The organism is Algivirga pacifica, assembly GCF_039543525.1.
Taxonomy (GTDB): Bacteria; Bacteroidota; Bacteroidia; order Cytophagales; family Flammeovirgaceae; genus Algivirga; species Algivirga pacifica.
Window position 1 is genome coordinate 86275 of the sequence record NZ_BAABJX010000045.1, and the last position, 16629, is coordinate 102903.

13 protein-coding genes are annotated in these 16629 nt (G+C 39.6%); 7 read left to right on the top strand and 6 right to left on the bottom strand.

From position 1 onward, the window contains the following. Position 1: 1 nt before the first annotated feature. The 3 genes from ABD985_RS15160 (at position 2) to ABD985_RS15170 (ending at position 5002) form a co-directional block, all read left to right on the top strand. Positions 2 to 1024 carry an extracellular catalytic domain type 1 short-chain-length polyhydroxyalkanoate depolymerase gene (locus tag ABD985_RS15160; RefSeq protein WP_345373153.1) on the top strand — a complete coding sequence of 341 codons (1023 nt, stop codon included), beginning with the start codon at positions 2 to 4 and terminating at the stop codon, positions 1022 to 1024. A 244-nt stretch (positions 1025 to 1268) separates the two neighbouring features. Next, on the top strand, positions 1269 to 2489 hold the full coding sequence (locus ABD985_RS15165; protein ID WP_345373155.1) for an extracellular catalytic domain type 1 short-chain-length polyhydroxyalkanoate depolymerase: 1221 nt from the start codon (positions 1269 to 1271) through the stop codon (positions 2487 to 2489). Between the two features lie 290 nt (positions 2490 to 2779). After that, complete coding sequence (locus ABD985_RS15170; protein ID WP_345373157.1) at positions 2780 to 5002, top strand: extracellular catalytic domain type 1 short-chain-length polyhydroxyalkanoate depolymerase; 2223 nt, start codon at positions 2780 to 2782, stop codon at positions 5000 to 5002. Between the two features lie 158 nt (positions 5003 to 5160). On the opposite strand, the gene ABD985_RS15175 is transcribed toward ABD985_RS15170, so the two are convergent. Next, complete coding sequence (locus tag ABD985_RS15175; protein WP_345373159.1) at positions 5161 to 6990, bottom strand: MutS-related protein; 1830 nt, start codon at positions 6988 to 6990, stop codon at positions 5161 to 5163. Between the two features lie 58 nt (positions 6991 to 7048). On the opposite strand from ABD985_RS15175, the gene ABD985_RS15180 reads away from it, so the two are divergent. Beyond that, positions 7049 to 8005, top strand: a complete 957-nt coding sequence (locus ABD985_RS15180) for a hypothetical protein (protein WP_345373162.1) — start codon at positions 7049 to 7051, stop codon at positions 8003 to 8005. Between the two features lie 98 nt (positions 8006 to 8103). Here ABD985_RS15180 and ABD985_RS15185 read toward each other — a convergent pair whose 3' ends face one another. After that, on the bottom strand, positions 8104 to 9228 hold the full coding sequence (locus ABD985_RS15185) for a Na/Pi symporter (protein ID WP_345373164.1): 1125 nt from the start codon (positions 9226 to 9228) through the stop codon (positions 8104 to 8106). A 251-nt stretch (positions 9229 to 9479) separates the two neighbouring features. Between ABD985_RS15185 and ABD985_RS15190 the strand changes: the two genes are divergently transcribed. After that, positions 9480 to 10184 (top strand): SAM-dependent methyltransferase, encoded by a 705-nt coding sequence (locus ABD985_RS15190; protein ID WP_345373166.1) that lies wholly within the window; start codon positions 9480 to 9482, stop codon positions 10182 to 10184. Positions 10185 to 10238: 54 nt separating this feature from the next. Here ABD985_RS15190 and ABD985_RS15195 read toward each other — a convergent pair whose 3' ends face one another. Next, on the bottom strand, positions 10239 to 10868 hold the full coding sequence (locus tag ABD985_RS15195) for a histidine phosphatase family protein (protein ID WP_345373168.1): 630 nt from the start codon (positions 10866 to 10868) through the stop codon (positions 10239 to 10241). A 611-nt stretch (positions 10869 to 11479) separates the two neighbouring features. Between ABD985_RS15195 and ABD985_RS15200 the strand changes: the two genes are divergently transcribed. Continuing rightward, on the top strand, positions 11480 to 12688 hold the full coding sequence (locus ABD985_RS15200) for a chorismate-binding protein (protein WP_345373170.1): 1209 nt from the start codon (positions 11480 to 11482) through the stop codon (positions 12686 to 12688). 123 nt (positions 12689 to 12811) lie between these two features. After that, complete coding sequence (locus ABD985_RS15205) at positions 12812 to 13252, top strand: hypothetical protein (RefSeq protein WP_345373171.1); 441 nt, start codon at positions 12812 to 12814, stop codon at positions 13250 to 13252. 132 nt (positions 13253 to 13384) lie between these two features. Here the strand turns inward: ABD985_RS15205 and ABD985_RS15210 are convergent, their stop codons facing one another. From ABD985_RS15210 to ABD985_RS15220, 3 genes are all read right to left on the bottom strand, one after another. Beyond that, positions 13385 to 14086, bottom strand: coding sequence for a hypothetical protein (locus ABD985_RS15210; protein ID WP_345373173.1), 702 nt, complete (start codon positions 14084 to 14086; stop codon positions 13385 to 13387). Positions 14087 to 14137: 51 nt separating this feature from the next. Continuing rightward, the gene (locus ABD985_RS15215; RefSeq protein ID WP_345373175.1) at positions 14138 to 14824 is read right to left on the bottom strand and encodes a DUF4136 domain-containing protein; all 687 of its coding nucleotides are present in this window, start codon (positions 14822 to 14824) and stop codon (positions 14138 to 14140) included. A gap of 303 nt (positions 14825 to 15127) precedes the next feature. Next, positions 15128 to 16261 carry a DNA polymerase III subunit gene (locus ABD985_RS15220; protein WP_345373177.1) on the bottom strand — a complete coding sequence of 378 codons (1134 nt, stop codon included), beginning with the start codon at positions 16259 to 16261 and terminating at the stop codon, positions 15128 to 15130. Positions 16262 to 16629: the final 368 nt, after the last annotated feature.

Consider the following 16629-nt stretch of genomic DNA (forward strand, 5'->3'; position numbering starts at 1 on the left):
CATGAATATTAAAGAATATGTTGTGGTATTCAGTATCCTGATGTGGGTTATAGGATGCCAACCTCAAGAGTCAAAAGAAGAGCCTACGGTTGATGTTGCTCTTACAACTGTAGAAGCATTTGGTACTAATCCCGGAGCATTGGAGATGTATTACTATCAGCCAAAGGAAATAAAAACGGAGGCACCTATAGTAGTAGCACTTCACGGATGTACACAAACTGCTGCAGATTATGCAGTGCAAAGTGGGTGGAATACCATGGCAGATCGTTATGGGTTTTATGTGGTATACCCTCAACAAAAAACAGATAACAACGCTTATGCTTGTTTTAACTGGTTTGAGGAGGGAGATATCGCAAGGGAAGGAGGAGAAGCACAGTCGATTCGTGAAATGGTAGCCTATATGGCAGATAAATTTCAGGTAAATGAAGATAAAATATTTGTGACAGGATTCTCGGCAGGGGGAGCGATGACTTCCGTGATGTTGGCGACTTACCCAGAAGTATTTAAGGGAGGAGCCGTAAATGCAGGAATTCCTTATAAAGCAGGTATTGGTATGCTGGCAGGTATGGGAGCGATGAAAGATCCGGGAAGCTTATCCCCTCAACAAAGAGCTGAGAAAGTGAGAGAAGCATCTTCTTATGAGGGAGAATGGCCAACATTAACGGTATTTCATGGTGCTCAGGATGATGCTGTAAATGTCTTGAATGCTAATGAGTTGGTGAAACAGTTTATTGGGTTACATACCAAAGAAGAGATACCATTGACTGAATGGGCAAAGACAGATAAAGATTTTGAAGGAGTAAAGGGACTTACCAGAGTAAGCTACCCAATAGAAGAACAAGAAGCGGTTGTTTACTATGAGTTTGAAGCATTGGGGCATGCTCTTCCGGTAGATCCTGGTACAGAAAAACATCAAGGAGGACAAGAGGCAACCTATGCGAAGGATGTTGATTTTTCTTCTTCTTATTGGGCATTGAAAGAGTGGGAAATAATCCCTGAGACATTGGAAGCAAAAAGTAAATAGACCAAAGTACTGGTTAAAGAGTTCAGATTTTATCGGTTACGATATCCTGAAAAGGGTACGAACTGTCACAGATAAAATCGCTCTTTAACCACCATGACCTAAAAAAACAGGCCACTTTCACAGGCCTTAATGATAACAACACAATCATTAGCAGGGATATAAACGTATTCCACGATGTAACCAAAAACCATCTCGCATAGGAGTATGCCCTGCCATTATTTACTTTAACAACACACACTTACACATGTTTACTATTTCTAGACTACTGACGACCGTCACCTTGGTGATAGGGCTATCTCTTACGTCCTATGGTCAACTAACCTCCGTCTCCAGTTTCGGAAGTAACCCAGGAAACCTGAAAATGTATTACTATTCCCCTTCTAATGTTCCAGCAGGAGCCCCTGTTGTGGTTGCTCTACATGGGTGCGGACAAGATGCTTCAGTTTTTTCCAGAGAGACAGAATGGAACGATTTGGCAGATGTTTACGGCTTTCATGTCGTGTATCCAGAACAGAAAACCAGTAATAATGTATCCCGTTGCTTCAATTGGTTTGAGAGCAATGATATTCGTAGGGGAAGTGGAGAGGCATTATCCATTCGAAATATGGTTGCCTATATGAAGAATAATAGGAACGCAGCTAACACGGCATACGTGATGGGATTATCTGCAGGAGGAGGAATGACGGCAGTGATGTTAGCCACCTATCCGGAAGTGTTTAGGGGAGGAGCGGTAATGGCAGGTGTGCCCTATAAAGCAGCAACCCCATATACGGCACTTTCAGTAATGAGTTTGGGAGTAAACAAATCGCCAAAAGCATGGGGCGATCTTGTACGGAATGCATCGTCTTTTTCGGGAGAATGGCCTAAACTAGCCGTGTTTCATGGCACCTATGATAATATCGTTAATTATAGCCATAGTAAAGAGCTGGTTGATCAGTTCCTGAATCTCCATGACCCTTCTATTACTTCAAGTAATCAAGTAAATGCTGATAATGTTACCTACTCTTTTAATGGAACCACAAACGTAACAAGGGGAGGTTTTGAGGTAAATGGAAAAGAGGTAGTGGTGCGTTATAGCGTATACATGGGACATGCTATATCGGTAGATCCATACGGCCGTGGCAGAGAAGGAAAAGGAGGAAGAACGGGAACATATTCTTCTGACAGGTATTTTTACTCTCCTTATTTTGCAGCAAAATTTTGGGGATTGACGAGTGGTGGAAGTTCCCGTTGGGCTACTACTCCAAATTCTCAATTGAAATGGTATGTAGGCGAAGGAAATACATTGCACACGAGTTTACAGGAGAGTGCAAAATTCTCTTTGATTAGCTTGGATGGTAAAGTACTGATGGAGGAAAATATATCTCCCGATCATCAACAACTTAAACTTCAAGCGAAAGGAATTGTGATAGGGCTTTTAGAGGTGGGAGAAGAGGTATTCCGTAAGAAGTTTTACTTGGAGTAATAAGCGAACTGCCTTGAGGGAAAAGAAGTGGTTTAATAGAAGCGAACCAAACTGGTTAAAGAGTTCAGATTTTATCGGTTACAATGTCATGAAAAAGTTACGAACTATCACAGATAAAATCGCTCTTTAACCCTCACGACCTAAGAAATACAGGCTCCACAGGCCTTAACGATAACAACACAATTATCAACAGGGAGACAACATATTCCACGATGTAACCGACAGGATCTCGCATAGGAGTAGGTATGCCCTGTAATTATTTACTTTAACAACACACACTTAACATGATTATGATTTCTAGATTACTAATGACCGTCATCTTGGTGACAGGACTTTGCTTTACGTCCTTTGCTCAGCTGACTTCCGTCAATAACTTCGGAAGTAACCCGGGTAACTTAAATATGTACTATTACGCACCAGCTAACGTACCAGCAGGAGCTCCTATTGTAGTGGCAATGCACGGATGTACTCAGAGTGCTAGTTCTTTTGCTACAGAAACAGGGTGGAATGCCCTAGCAGACGAGTACGGTTTCTACGTAGTCTATCCAGAGCAAAAGAGTGGTAACAACTCATCCAGCTGTTTTAACTGGTTTGAGAATGGAGACATTAATCGAGGAAGTGGAGAGGCGCTGTCTATTCGTAATATGGTAGCGTATATGACGAATAATAAAAGTGCGGCTAATACGGCTTACGTGATGGGCTTTTCAGCAGGAGGGGCAATGACCACCGTAATGTTGGCTACTTATCCGGAAGTATTCCGCAGTGGAGCGGTGATGGCAGGAGTGCCTTATAGAGCAGGAGTAGGATTAACAGCAGCTTTTTCAGCCATGAACCCAGGAGTAGATAACACGCCTCAGCAGTGGGGAAACTTGGTACGTAATGCTTCTTCTTTCTCAGGAGATTGGCCTACAGTAGCCATATTTCACGGTACCAGTGATTTTACGGTAAGGGATATGAACAGTAAGGAAGTTACTGATCAATTTTTGAACCTTCATGACCCTTCAATTACAAGTAATAATCAAGTAGTAGCAGATGTAACCACTCCGAGTTTTAATGGTGCAGCAGATGTAACTCGTCAAGGCTATAAAGTGAATGGACAAGAAGTAGTGGTACGTTATACTATCACAGGAATGGGACATGCGGTAGCTGTAGACCCTGACGGAACGGGGAGTGAAGGTAAAGGAGGAAGTACAGGTGCTTATGCCACAGACGAGGATTTTTATTCTTGTTATTTTGCCGCTAAGTTTTGGGGATTGACAGGCGTAACACCACCGCCACCACCATCATTACAAGCTCCTACCGATGTAACGGCTACGGCACTATCGACTTCACAAATCAAGATTGACTGGACGGATACCAATACCATTGAAACAGGCTACCGCATCGATAGAAGTGCGACACTAAATGGAACCTATACTGCCGTAGCTACGGTTGCTTCAGACATTGAAACGTATACGGACACAGGACTTTCTGCCAATACAACGTATTATTATAAAGTAGTTGCCTTAGATGGAGCAAATGAGGAAACAAGTGCAGTAGTATCAGCAACGACTGATGATATCACAACGACACCAACGTTGCTGGCTCCAGCCAACTTGGCAGCATCCGTGATTTCAGAAACACAGGTAGATTTAAGTTGGACAGACCAGAATACCACAGAGACTGCTCATTTGGTAGAACGTAAGGCTAGTGGTGAGAGTAGCTTTACGGTATTGGCGACACTAGGAGCAGATGTAGAAAGTTATACCGATAACACTACCACAGCGAATACTACTTATACCTATAGGGTTGCGGTTCAGGAAGGAACAACAACTGTATACTCTTCTGAGGTAACGGTAACGACTCCAGCTCCTCCAGCGCAGTCCTATACGATTGAGCAATTGTCAGGACCATACTTCTTTGCACAACTCAGTACTTCTGATTGCTCTCAGTCATTTACCACAGTAGATGCAGGGAACTTAACTTCTATAGAAGTGAAATTGAAGTCTCCTATTAATGGTTCTAAGCTAAAGATTTTTGCAGGTGACAATATTACTTCTACTCCTATCTACACTCAAAATGGAATTAGTTTAGGTAGTGGTATACAGACAATACAGCTTTCTTCTGCAGTAGCACTTTCGGCTAACTCATCGTATACTTTTATGCTGGAAAATGCTTCCCTTGGTCTAAGTTATACGAATGTGTATAATGGAGGAAGCTTCTATATGGATGGCGTAAATTATGCTTTTTATGATGCTTACTTTATTATTACAATAGAAGGTAGCGGTAGTGCGAGGTTTGCGAAGAAGGTGGAGACTCCAAATATACAGTGGTATACTAACGGGTTAAATATTCTTCATGTTAATACACCAACTTCTGCAAGGCTATCATTGATTGGGTTGGATGGAAAACTGATTCAGGAAAATAAGCTCTCTACTGGAACACAGCAGATCGCTATCTCCAAAAAAGGTATTGTGATTGGTTTACTTCAAGTAGGAGAACAAACGTATCGCAAGAAGTTCTTTATCCAATAAGTGACAATTTTCAATGATTAATTATCAATTTTCAATGGGTAGTACATAATTGAAAATTGATAATTAATCATTGAAAATTAATACCACTACCCTATCAATCATATACAAAAAGCATCAATTTGCTCACTGCTCACTGCTCACTGCTCACTGCTCACTGCTCACTGCTCACTGCTCACTGCTATTCCTATTTTTTTCATCAACATACTCGCACTAAAACTACGGCAAGTACCTTCCCTTAGGGTATAGTCAAAAATCAGTTCATCGTCCTCAATTCTACTCTCGAAACTATAGTTTTTCACTTGTTTAGGGTAAGTTTCTTGCAGTTGTGCTAAGGTCAAGTCATGTGTGGAGATCAAGCCAGAAGCTTTTGTTTGACCAAGCTGTCGAATAAGCGCCATTACACCTTTGTGCCTGTCGTCAGAATTTGTTCCCCTGAGCAACTCATCCAGTAAATAGAAGACATCTTCTCGTTTTTTGAGAAGCTGAATTAATTGTTCCAATCTTTTAAGTTCAGCATAGAATGAGGAAATATTTTCCTCTAAAGAATCCTCAATACGCATACTACTGAAAAGTTGAAAGATACTGATCTGCATAGCACTAGCACATACAGGAGCACCAGCAAATGCAAGTACTGCATTGATGCCAAGTGTGCGTAGAAAAGTACTTTTTCCGGCCATGTTAGAACCTGTAACCAAGGCAGTAAAACCATTTTCCTCTAAAGAAAAATCATTACAGATCCTTTTAGAAGAGAGGATCAATGGGTGACCAATAGCGGTAGTTTTATAGGTCATGGTATCATTTTCTACGATTTCCGGAAAAACGTAGGAAGGATGTAAATACGCAAAAGCAGATAGACTGCTTATTGCCTCTAGTTCACCACTGACTAGAAACCATTGCTGTAGTTGTGCTCGGTGTGAAACTTTCCATTTTTCCAGTTTGATCATATGACGTATATCAAAAAGAACGGCCACATTAATGGTTCCGGTAAATACCATATTTAGTCTTGCCTCCAGGTTATTTAGGATGTGGCTAAGTTGTTTGATTATATGGGATGCAGGCTGCTTTCCTTCAAATAACTGGGAACGCAAGGATTCTAGGTACTGACTCTTAAAAGATGTTTTTTCGATATGCTGTAAAACCAATGCCTGTGCTTGCATCATTTTGAGGTATGTAGCGGCTTGCTCCACCTCTTCTGTAATATGCTTGGCATGTAGGGCTAGAAAAGCAAAGTTGATAATAAAGCAGGTAATAGGAATTTGATAGGGAACCCAGTCCATGAACCAGCTAAAAGAAGCCATCAGTAATAAGGCAGGAAGAAACCAAATGATTAAATGGTAGAATGCTTTATCTTTAAATTTGACAGGATTATTTAGCCAGTCATTGATTCCTTGTTGTTGCTCTAGTGTATCTTGGGCTAATTGTCCGTAAGCCTGTAATTGTTGCCTCCAACGGATCTCTGGAGTGAGCTCCTTGATGGCTTCTTGACGTTGGAGAATATTTTCTTTAGTCCCGGCTTGTATAAGCCATTGGGCTAAGGTATGCTTGCCATTGGCAGTTCCTCCACGGTTGATTAAAGAAAATAGACTTTTTTTTCCAAAAATATCCAGGTCATAGGTATAAGGGTGTATCCTATTTTGGTAAGTTTCACCGTTATCTATAATGGAGGAAAAGTCATGGGTATATCGTTTGAGTTCGTCTTCGTTGATCTGAAGCAATTGTTTTTGTAAGTTTCTTTGAAAACGAATTTTTCCATGCCATTGAATCAAGAGGATAAACAAGGGAAGCCCTATGGCTAAGGTACTCCAAAGCAAGAGCGTGTTTCTCTCATTAGCCCAATAAACACAGAGTGCTAAGGTGATCAGGAATAGTAATACCCTACCCCAAGCAGTGAAAAGGTATTGTTTTTGACGTTGATTAAAGGTTTGTTTGTAATTATTCTTCAACGTTTCAAACTGAAGTGTAAGTGTGTGGGATTGATCTTCTTGCATAGTTTTTTCGTCGTTCGTCGAGTATTTAATTATCCAATTATCGAATTATTTCCTATAAATGAAAAATATAATAAACGGCTTGTTGCTTTCTTTTTTGGTAATGGGAATACTGTCACCTGCAGTAGCACAGGAGGAAGTCCCTATGCCTCCCAGAAAGACAGCAGGCTTCTTAAAAGCCATTGGAGACTTTAGAGGAGGAACTATTTCTGATCGAAAGATAAGAAGAAAAGAAGCACAGAGTCGACTCAAGAATCAGGAAGTAGTTAATGATAAAAAGTCCGAGAACAGGAAAGAAAGGCGAAAGGCAACAGTAGAGCGACAGGCTAATGGAAATAAAGGAGGAGAGAATGTATATCCTATGGGCTTTTTCCGTTCTGTCAATGCAAATGAGTTGAAGAAAGAAAAAGGGATGGCTGTCAGGGGAGATCGGAAGGCAAGGAGGAAAGAAGTGGTGACCCGTCAATTAAAAGGAAACAAAGGAGAAGGTCGGTCTTATCCTAGAGGCTTTTTTCGATCGGTCAATGCCAATAATTTACGATCAGGAGAGGGACCTCAGGTGGTTTCAAGACGGTATTACCGAGATAAAATGGCTCGTATCCTACGTCAAAATCAAGGACGTAAATTAATGACTCGTAAGGAACGCAAGGCACAATTAGCGAGACAAATGCAGGATAAGACCTTGTTTGTAGAGATGGAAAAACGTAGTGATCGTCGACGCAGGGTCGCAAAAATGACTGATGCATTTAACCCTCATTATGTGCGTATGAGCTACCGATTACACTTTATGAGGGATACGTTTATCTATACAGGAATAGGACGTAATAACCAGCTAAAAACTCGTAAACAATTTGGCTTTTTCTGGGTAAAGCAGCGTTATCACCCAATGCAAAAACCACTAAAGAAGAAAAGAAAGCGTTTGTACCCTGAATACGATAGAAAAGAGGCTGGTATCTGGGAACTACCAGAACCTACTAGGGCTCCCTCCACTATGGATGCCGGAGGAGAAGAACAGTAGTAGGCAATGAAGAATGAAGAATGAAGAATTAAAAATGAAGAATAGAAATATATATTGGTGCTTTATTCCTCATTCTTCATTCTTAATTCTTCATTTCATCAAGTTTGGCTACTTAGGATTAGTAAAAAGGGAATCAAAAAGAATAGGGTAATTAGGTATAGAAAAATAAAGCTTCTGTTGCGATCAACCAATATCCCTATTTTTTTACCGTACCACATCCCAAGTTTGAATACAAAAGGAATCAGGAATAAGGCTACTCCGATCAGGTTAAATAAAATATGCGCTATCGCTAAAGTAAGCGCAAAAGGGGAGCCTACGGAGAAGGCGGCAATAAATGCCGTTAAGGTAGTCCCGATATTTAAACCCATAATATAAAAGAAACACTTAGTCAGTTTTACCCTTCCATTGGCATAAAGAGGTACGATAATAGAAGAGGTAATGGAACTGGACTGAATAAGGCTTGTCAATAGAAACCCAAAGAGGAAAGAACGCTGTCGGTTGGCAAAGAGTGTGAAATTGAAGAATCCATTTTCCGAAATAGATAACCATGTTTTGGACTGTTCTGAGATAATTTTCAAGGATAGGAATAGAAGAATAAAAGCAACGGCTCCTATTAGGAAAATATGGAAGACATTGGTCGTATCAATCCACTCTAGGATAAACTGACTGATCATTAAATTATCGCTAAAGCTTTTTTCAAGAAAGTCAATTTTCAAGAAGATTTTTGCAGTCCAATGGGAAAGTCTACTGAGTAATTGTGTGGAGTATTCCAATGGAAGAAGAGCAAAAGCAGTGAAAATATTGAAAAAACCATGAATACTGGCGACAGTCACGCCCCTGCGAAATAGATTAGGCTTATCAATATATCCTAAAGAAACCAAGGTACTTGTTAAGGTCGTTCCAATATTAGCCCCCATAATAATGGGAATAGCCTCCGTAAAAGACATCAGGGTATTTCCTGCAATAATAGCAACCATGATGGAGGTAATGGTAGAGCTGCTTTGTAAAATGGCAGCAGCTAGAAGACCAATGAAAAAAGCAACAAAAGGATTATGCGTCGCTTGTAATAATCCTTGTACATACTCTTCTCCCAAGCTTTCAAACACAAAAGACAGAAGCTCCAAAGCAATAAGAAAAGCGATAAAGGCTCCCAAAATAATAAGGAGTCGATAAATAGGAATAGAGGAGGAAGTATTGGAATCGTTTTTTTGGTGTAAAGTCATGTATTTAAGGTCAAAACATAGGATATTAAACTGATAACATGATAAAAGTCTGACAATTTACGTATAAGTGATTCCTTTTATACTAGCAAAACATTAAATAAATGAAAACTTTAAAGAAGAAATAGGACGGGTATTGACTTTACGTCACTCAGAATGGGCTGCTTTTTTTGGCTTTATAGCATACGCGCTTTATTAATCCTGAAAATTATCCCGATATTGCTCACTTTCTTCATTTTAGATAACGAACAACAATGCAATTATATCTTATTCCGTGTCCCATGGCAGAAGGGGCATTGGATACCCTTTCGCCAGCAATTCCAGAAACGGTCAAGCATATTGAACATTACTTGGTGGAGGATATCCGTTCTGCACGTCGCTTTTTGGGTAGCCTGAAGGTTGGCCTCGATATTCGATCCTTAAATTTTTATGTGTTAGATAAAAAAACACCGATGAGCAAGGTGGAGGAGTATTTTAAGGCCATTCCGAATCGTGCAAAAGTAGGCGTAATTTCTGAAGCAGGGTGTCCAGGGGTTGCAGACCCAGGAGCGAGGGCAGTAGAATACGCCCATCGTCATGAGATTGAGGTGATCCCATTAGTGGGACCATCGTCTATTTTATTGGCTTTGATGGCTTCCGGATTTAATGGGCAAAATTTTGCCTTTGAGGGGTATCTTCCAGTCAAAAAGCCTGAGCGAATCAAGGCAATAAAGTCACTGGAAAGCCAGTCAAAGCGCTTTGGCCGTACACAAATCTTTATGGAAACGCCTTACCGTAACAATCATATGTTGGAAGACCTTGTACAGCAATGTCAGCCAGAAACTAAACTATGTGTGGCTTGTGATATTACCGGAGAAGGTCAGTATATCCGAACAATGACCATTAATCAATGGAAGAGAGCTTATAAAAGGATAGACTTACACAAGAAGCCAGTGATGTTTGTTTTGTTTGCTCAATAGTTAGAAACAAGGAGAGCAAAATAGTAATAGGGTTGGCAAACGAGTTAATAACGATCACCCTCCAATAATCAAAGGTTCTAAGTGATTGACGTCGTTTTCCAGCTCTATTTCATAATGCAAACCATTAAAATGAAGCTTATACAATCCCAGATTACTATGCTTGAAGCGATCCATTTCACTTAATGGCACTTGCATTAGTTGACACAATAGGATACGTATAGCCCTTCCATGCATGCATATCAAAATATTTTCCTCATGATCATGGGACATAATATATTGCCACGCTAGTTGTTGGCGGTAAGCAACCTCTGCAGGGGACTCTCCTCCTGGTGACCTTTCATCATATTTTCCAGCTCTCCACGCTTTGACCATAGCAAAGTGCTGACGATCATCCTCCGGTGTTAGAGGCCTTCCTTCTTTGTCTCCCCAACTGATCTCATTTAATCCCCAAAGGGTTTGATGAGGGATACCGACTCCTATAAAATTAGCAACAGATTGTTGCGTACGAATAAGCTTGGATGTATAGACCTTGTCAAAAGGAACATGCTTAAAGGATTCATAGAAAGCAAGTGCTTGTTGTTGCCCTATGTTGTTGAGATGGGCATCTACACCACTTCCTTGTACCCACCCTCTCTTATTAAGCTCGGTTTGCCCGTGCCTGACGATGTAAACATATTTTTTCATAATAACACATTTTACCTATGTAAGAAGAATAACCTTTAGTAAGCTATCTTAGAATACTCAAATTTATAGGATTAAGACTTATTTACATACTCTTTACAAAATACTATTTCGTATCCTTTGGTAAGAAATAGATTGATTTTGATAAAAATGAGTGATAGCCTACGCTTAGGGGATTCTTAGTAGAGTAATAAGGTGTGTTAAGCGATAAATATTATCGTTGGAGGTGATTATTGATGATTATGTCCTGATAGACTATTTAAATAAGGCAATTTATACCATTTCACTTTTCTAAGAAAATCCCTATAAAATTAACGAAAAATGCAGTAGATGGTTTTTATGACTTTCCTTATATCAATGTAATTCTTAGATAAGAATTCATTTAACCAAACCCCATTTTAGGTTATTAAGTTCTTTTTCTAACTTCAGGGCTTAATGGCGTTATGGGATTATTCTAATTAATAGTTGTAAAAAACACTATCTTTGTACAAGTGGTTTTTAGATAAAATACTCCTTTGGTAGAGTATAGGATTGCCATGGTATTGGAATAAATTACTGGGCCATACCACGGAATATTGCTTTTGTTTATGTTGAACTAGAAATCTTTTTTTACTGTGAAACCGCACTTGCAGGAATTAAAATATAAAGGGGAGTTATCAGATCACTTATTTTTGACTGCCATGTTAGAATTCTCCGCAGATCAAGGGTTACCGGTAGCTTTTTGGAACAAGCCAAATCAAGCAGAGATCGAAGGAGTTATTGGGGAACAATTACACTACTTACAGGCGGATATAGAGGAATTGAAAGAGGGTTTTGTGTTAGGAGCTTTTGATAGTGAAGAACGCCAATGCCACTATATTCCAGCAGATGTAGTGTTTTCGACAAAGGATTTTGAGATTCGGGAGAATAATTCGGCACTGCAAGTGATCTCTTATGTACAATCGGTTATTGACCAGCAGCAAAAGGAAGCAGAAAACCTGGCTCATTATCATGTAGGCGATAACAAGGTGGTACAAGTGACAAAGGAGGGATTTGAGGGAGTAGTACAAAAAGGAATCAACAGTATACAAAAAGGCTACTTTAAGAAAGTGGTGCTTTCTAGAACCAAAGCGGTAAATCTACCTCCTCAGTTTGATGTGATCAATACATACCTCAAACTTACGAAGGCTTATCCTACTGCTTTTGTTTCTTTGATCTCTGTGCCAGAAGTGGGTACCTGGTTAGGGGCCACTCCCGAAACCTTGATACAGGTAGATGCAGAAGGAATTTTTAAAACAATAGCATTAGCAGGAACACAACCCGTAGAAGAGGGAGTCGTAGCCGCAGAGGCCCGATGGGCCCAAAAAGAGATTGAGGAACAGGCAATGGTGAGTCGTTATATCATTAACTGTTTCAAGAAGATTCGTGTAAGGGAGTACGAAGAAAGTGGACCAAAGACGGTTCAGGCGGGACATCTTTTTCATTTGGGAACAGATTTCGAGGTAGATATGAAAGGAGTACGCTATCCTCAGCTATCAACGGTGATGCTAGAACTTTTACATCCTACTTCAGCAGTATGTGGTATGCCTAAGGAAGAGTCTATGGCCTTTATTCTTGCCGAAGAAGGTTATGATCGCAGTATTTATAGTGGATATATTGGCCCCGTAAATCAGAGAGGAAAAGAAACACACCTTTTTGTAAACCTTAGATGTATGCAGGTATTCCGGGAGCAAGCGATACTTTATGCAGGAGCAGGGATTACTTCGGACTCCGTTCCGTCCAAAGAATGGAAAGAGACGGAACTGAAGATGGATACAATGTTACGCTTTTTGTCTAAATCGTAATTTTTTTCAGAATATTTTCATAGTATATACCAATAACATTCTTTTATCGTTCTTAAGAAGAAGACTTTTGAATAAAAATTAAAAAGGGAAAAAGTCAATAAAATAATTTTCCAAATACGATGGATGATGATAGAAAAAAAGAACGTTGAACAGGTGTTACTATCTCTACTGTGGGGAAGTGTTTTACTACGATTTGTTTTATTTATAGGATCTAGTGAATTTTTATTCTTCACAGATTATATAGGGATTTTTGCCTTGGTTATGGCAACAGCGCTACACTTAATACGTTCTCCTTATAGTTTTCCATTTTTACAAATAGTCTTGGTAACATTGACCTTTGGACTAATCAATTTGTGGGGAGAAGTGGATTTGATATGGGTCATTGCTTCTTCTAATGTACCTCATGTGCCATCTTTGTTGATTCATGGGATTGGGGCCAGCCTATGGGGATTATCAGGAATTTTAGGATATAAACATTTAGTCGAAAGCTGGGGCTTGACCTCAGAGAGTACTAAAGAAAAAATATGTAATCGGGAACTACAGCCAAGCAGCATTAGCAGTTAGCGGTTCTTTTGCTGGAATGCTTTTCCCGATTTTGAAAGTTTGCTGCTTTCGGTGTAAAGAGGTAAGTGCACTGGCTTAGGCCAGGGTGGCTGCCTCTTTTTTTTGTGCTTTCAAAAAAGAGGCAGTATTCTACTAAAAGATCCACCCTATACCAATATTTCCTGAAATCCACGATTGGGTATTTCGGGTATTGTTTTTAATGGCAACATTGTACTTTAAGCTACTACTTAAGTGAAGTTTATTGTAAATCGGAAGGTAAAGGCCAATCTCTGGCGCAACTCCTAAGTGCCAGGCTTCATCGTAAAAGAGTTTCATACCAACTTCTTGTTCTCTGTTGATATAGTATGTACCAACTCCTCCGCCAATAAAAGTTCTAAACTTTCCAAATTCACCAGTATAGTAGTGGCTAGTCACCATCAGGCTAAAGGCATCAAGGTATCGGAATTCCTTTCCTCCATAGTGAGTACCATCACTTCCTTCTACAATAGAGTATCCCGGAATATTCTGGTAAAGGCGATTACTTTGAATACTCCCCCCTATAGTCCATTGATCCCCTACAGTTTTTCGGTAGTCAAAGCCCCAACCAATAAAGCTATTGTTGTCAATAAAACTACGACTATTCCCTATGGAAATAGCACTACTATGTGTGATACTCATATAGGCATCTGGGTGCTCTTTTTTCTTATAGCTGATATTATCTCTGGCATGCTCTTGATGATACCAATGAGGAGGGTAAAGGGTATAGTAGTAAGGATTCCAGAATCCTCGCTGTGCAAAAACCTGAGCGGTAGAAAAAAGAAGAATACTTAGAAATATATATTTAAGAATTTTCATGCGGCTTGTTAGGTTAGTGATTGAAAAAGTTATGGATACGATATGTTATTTTTATTCTACTGCTTCACCCTGACTGCGATCTAGATAAGGAGATTGCATAAAGGCGTTGCTAATACCTGTTTTTATGCGTTCTTGTAGGTTGTAGGAATTAGACTCTAGCAGCCCGTCACAGATGGCAGTCCACACTACAGGAACTTTTCTGCTTTCTTCATCAGCATGTTGGGTATCAAGTATTTCAATAATGACTGTGCCGGTCTGATAGCTATAGGTAATAGGGTAAGGGTAATAGATATTCCATCCCGGTCCCCAGCCCCAGCCATACATAGGATCATACCATCCCCAAGAGTCCCACCAGTTGTAGTATCCCCACCAGCCACCACTGCTATGCGTAGAGCTAAAGGAAGTAGGTGTAAGAAAAAGATCAGCGGTTGCTTTTGTGTCAGCGGGAAGCAAAGTATATCCGTATTGCTCCATTTCTTCTTTGATCGTTTCCAGAATAAGTTGATTGTATTTTTCATCCATGGCTTCACCATTCCCTTCTTTATCTACAATATAGACCACGGAGTCTGGCATACTGTAGGTTTTGCTTTCTACAAAATTGAAGCTTTGGTCATGATAAGTAGTGACGGTGTCGTAATCTGTGATGACACGCTCTCCATAAGGATCACAAGAATATAAAAGGGTAGTGATAAGAAGGAAAAAGGGGGACCTCTTCCATTGATTCAGTAGATTGCTCATAGTTATTTGTTCATTAGTTGGTTGAAAGAATATATACTATAGTTGAAAGATTTTAAATCCTTTTGCTGATGTATAAAAAAGACCCTGTTCTTTGCTAAGAGGTTGGAAGTGAATGGGTTGGTTTAATCTTGTTAACAAAGAAGGGGGCGCTTATGTGACTTGTTGATATACCCTTTTGGTGAGTGGAGTTTTTGTATATCAATATGTTGTATTACTTATTATAGCTTCTCGCTTCATGAGAAGGAGGCTACGTAGTAATAGTTTCCAAGGACGGAGGTGAATTACAATAGTATTTTTCAACAACTATAACATTCCTCTAAAAATACGAGCAATCTTGATAGAGAGTGCCAAAAAGGTGATTTTAGGATTGGCATTTCGCTCAATATAAAAGTGAGCATCTGTGATTACTTCTGTTAATTGAGGAAGGTTATTCTCATTAATAACTTTAGAGAAATTTTCAATAAACGTTTTTTGAGAGGCAATACGCACCAGACTCTCATCAGCATACTTGTAGAGCATTGCTTCTCTTAGGGTATTTAAAGCGTACAAGAGCAGATTTTTTTGAGACTCTTTCCCCATAGTGTTGAAGGCATCTACCTGTGTTTGTATAAGGGTGTTCAAGTCCATTTTAAAACAGGAACGCATCCATTCTTGAAAGAAAATACTAACCTCATCACCAGATTCGTCCAAAAGCTCAACAGCCTTTCGAAGGTTACCATCAGCCAGGAAAGCGATTTGCTCTGCTTGTGTTGAAGAAACATGCTTTTCCTCTTTTAGGTATTGAATAATTTCTTGATCATTAAAGTTACGTACCTGCACAATTTGCGTACGGGAAATAATTGTCGGTAAGAGGAGATTAATGTTATTAGAAACAAGTAAGAACAATGTTTTCGCTGGTGGTTCCTCTAAGATCTTAAGGATAGCATTGGCCGCCGGAGCTTGCATCAGTTCAGGGAGCCAAATCAACATGACCTTATACTCTGCTTCAAAAGCTTTGATACTAAGGGCTTTGATGATACTTCTGCTTTCTTCTTTTGGAATGATACATTGCTTGTTCTCAGCCCCAAAAAAAGAAGACCAATCATAGAGTCTTCGGTAGGGGGAGCCCTGTATAAACTCTCTCCACTCCCCTAAAAAGCGTTCACTAATTGCATCAGACCTCTTACTGAAAGCTTTGGTTGTGGCAGTAGGAATAATAAAATGTAGGTCAGGATGTATGAGCTTATTGAATTTTCTACAAGAAGAACATTCCCCACAAGAGTCTTCAGGTTGTTTATTTAAACAATTGACATAAGTGGCATACGCTAAAGCCAACGCTAAGTTAGCGCCTCCTTCATTTCCCAGAAATAATTGAGCATGTGCTATATGACTGTTGTCAACAGTCTTTATGAGTACTTTTTTTAGGTCTTCAAGACCTGGTATCTGAGAGAATTTCACGTATAGCTATGATCCCTAATGGTTGATGAAAAAAGATATAGAAGAGGTACGCCCTCTATGGGGTGATACACTATATATCATCATTAATTGTCAACGTAAACAAACTGATATACGCTCTTCTTTTGTTCTTCTGTTAAGAAGCTCTAAGCCTATAGGCAGAAACATCCGCTAATTTAATTAAAATAAAGGCTAGAGAAGGAAAATATTCAATGATTTCTAAGGGAAGGTATATCCTTTTCATGATCAATATTGATTTTTGGACATAAGAAAACAGGAAATGTCTATATTTACTCCTTGTTACTCATATGATGAGTGATATATAATCAAGGAATATTTCTATATTAGTCGGGTTGTATTGCCTTATTTTT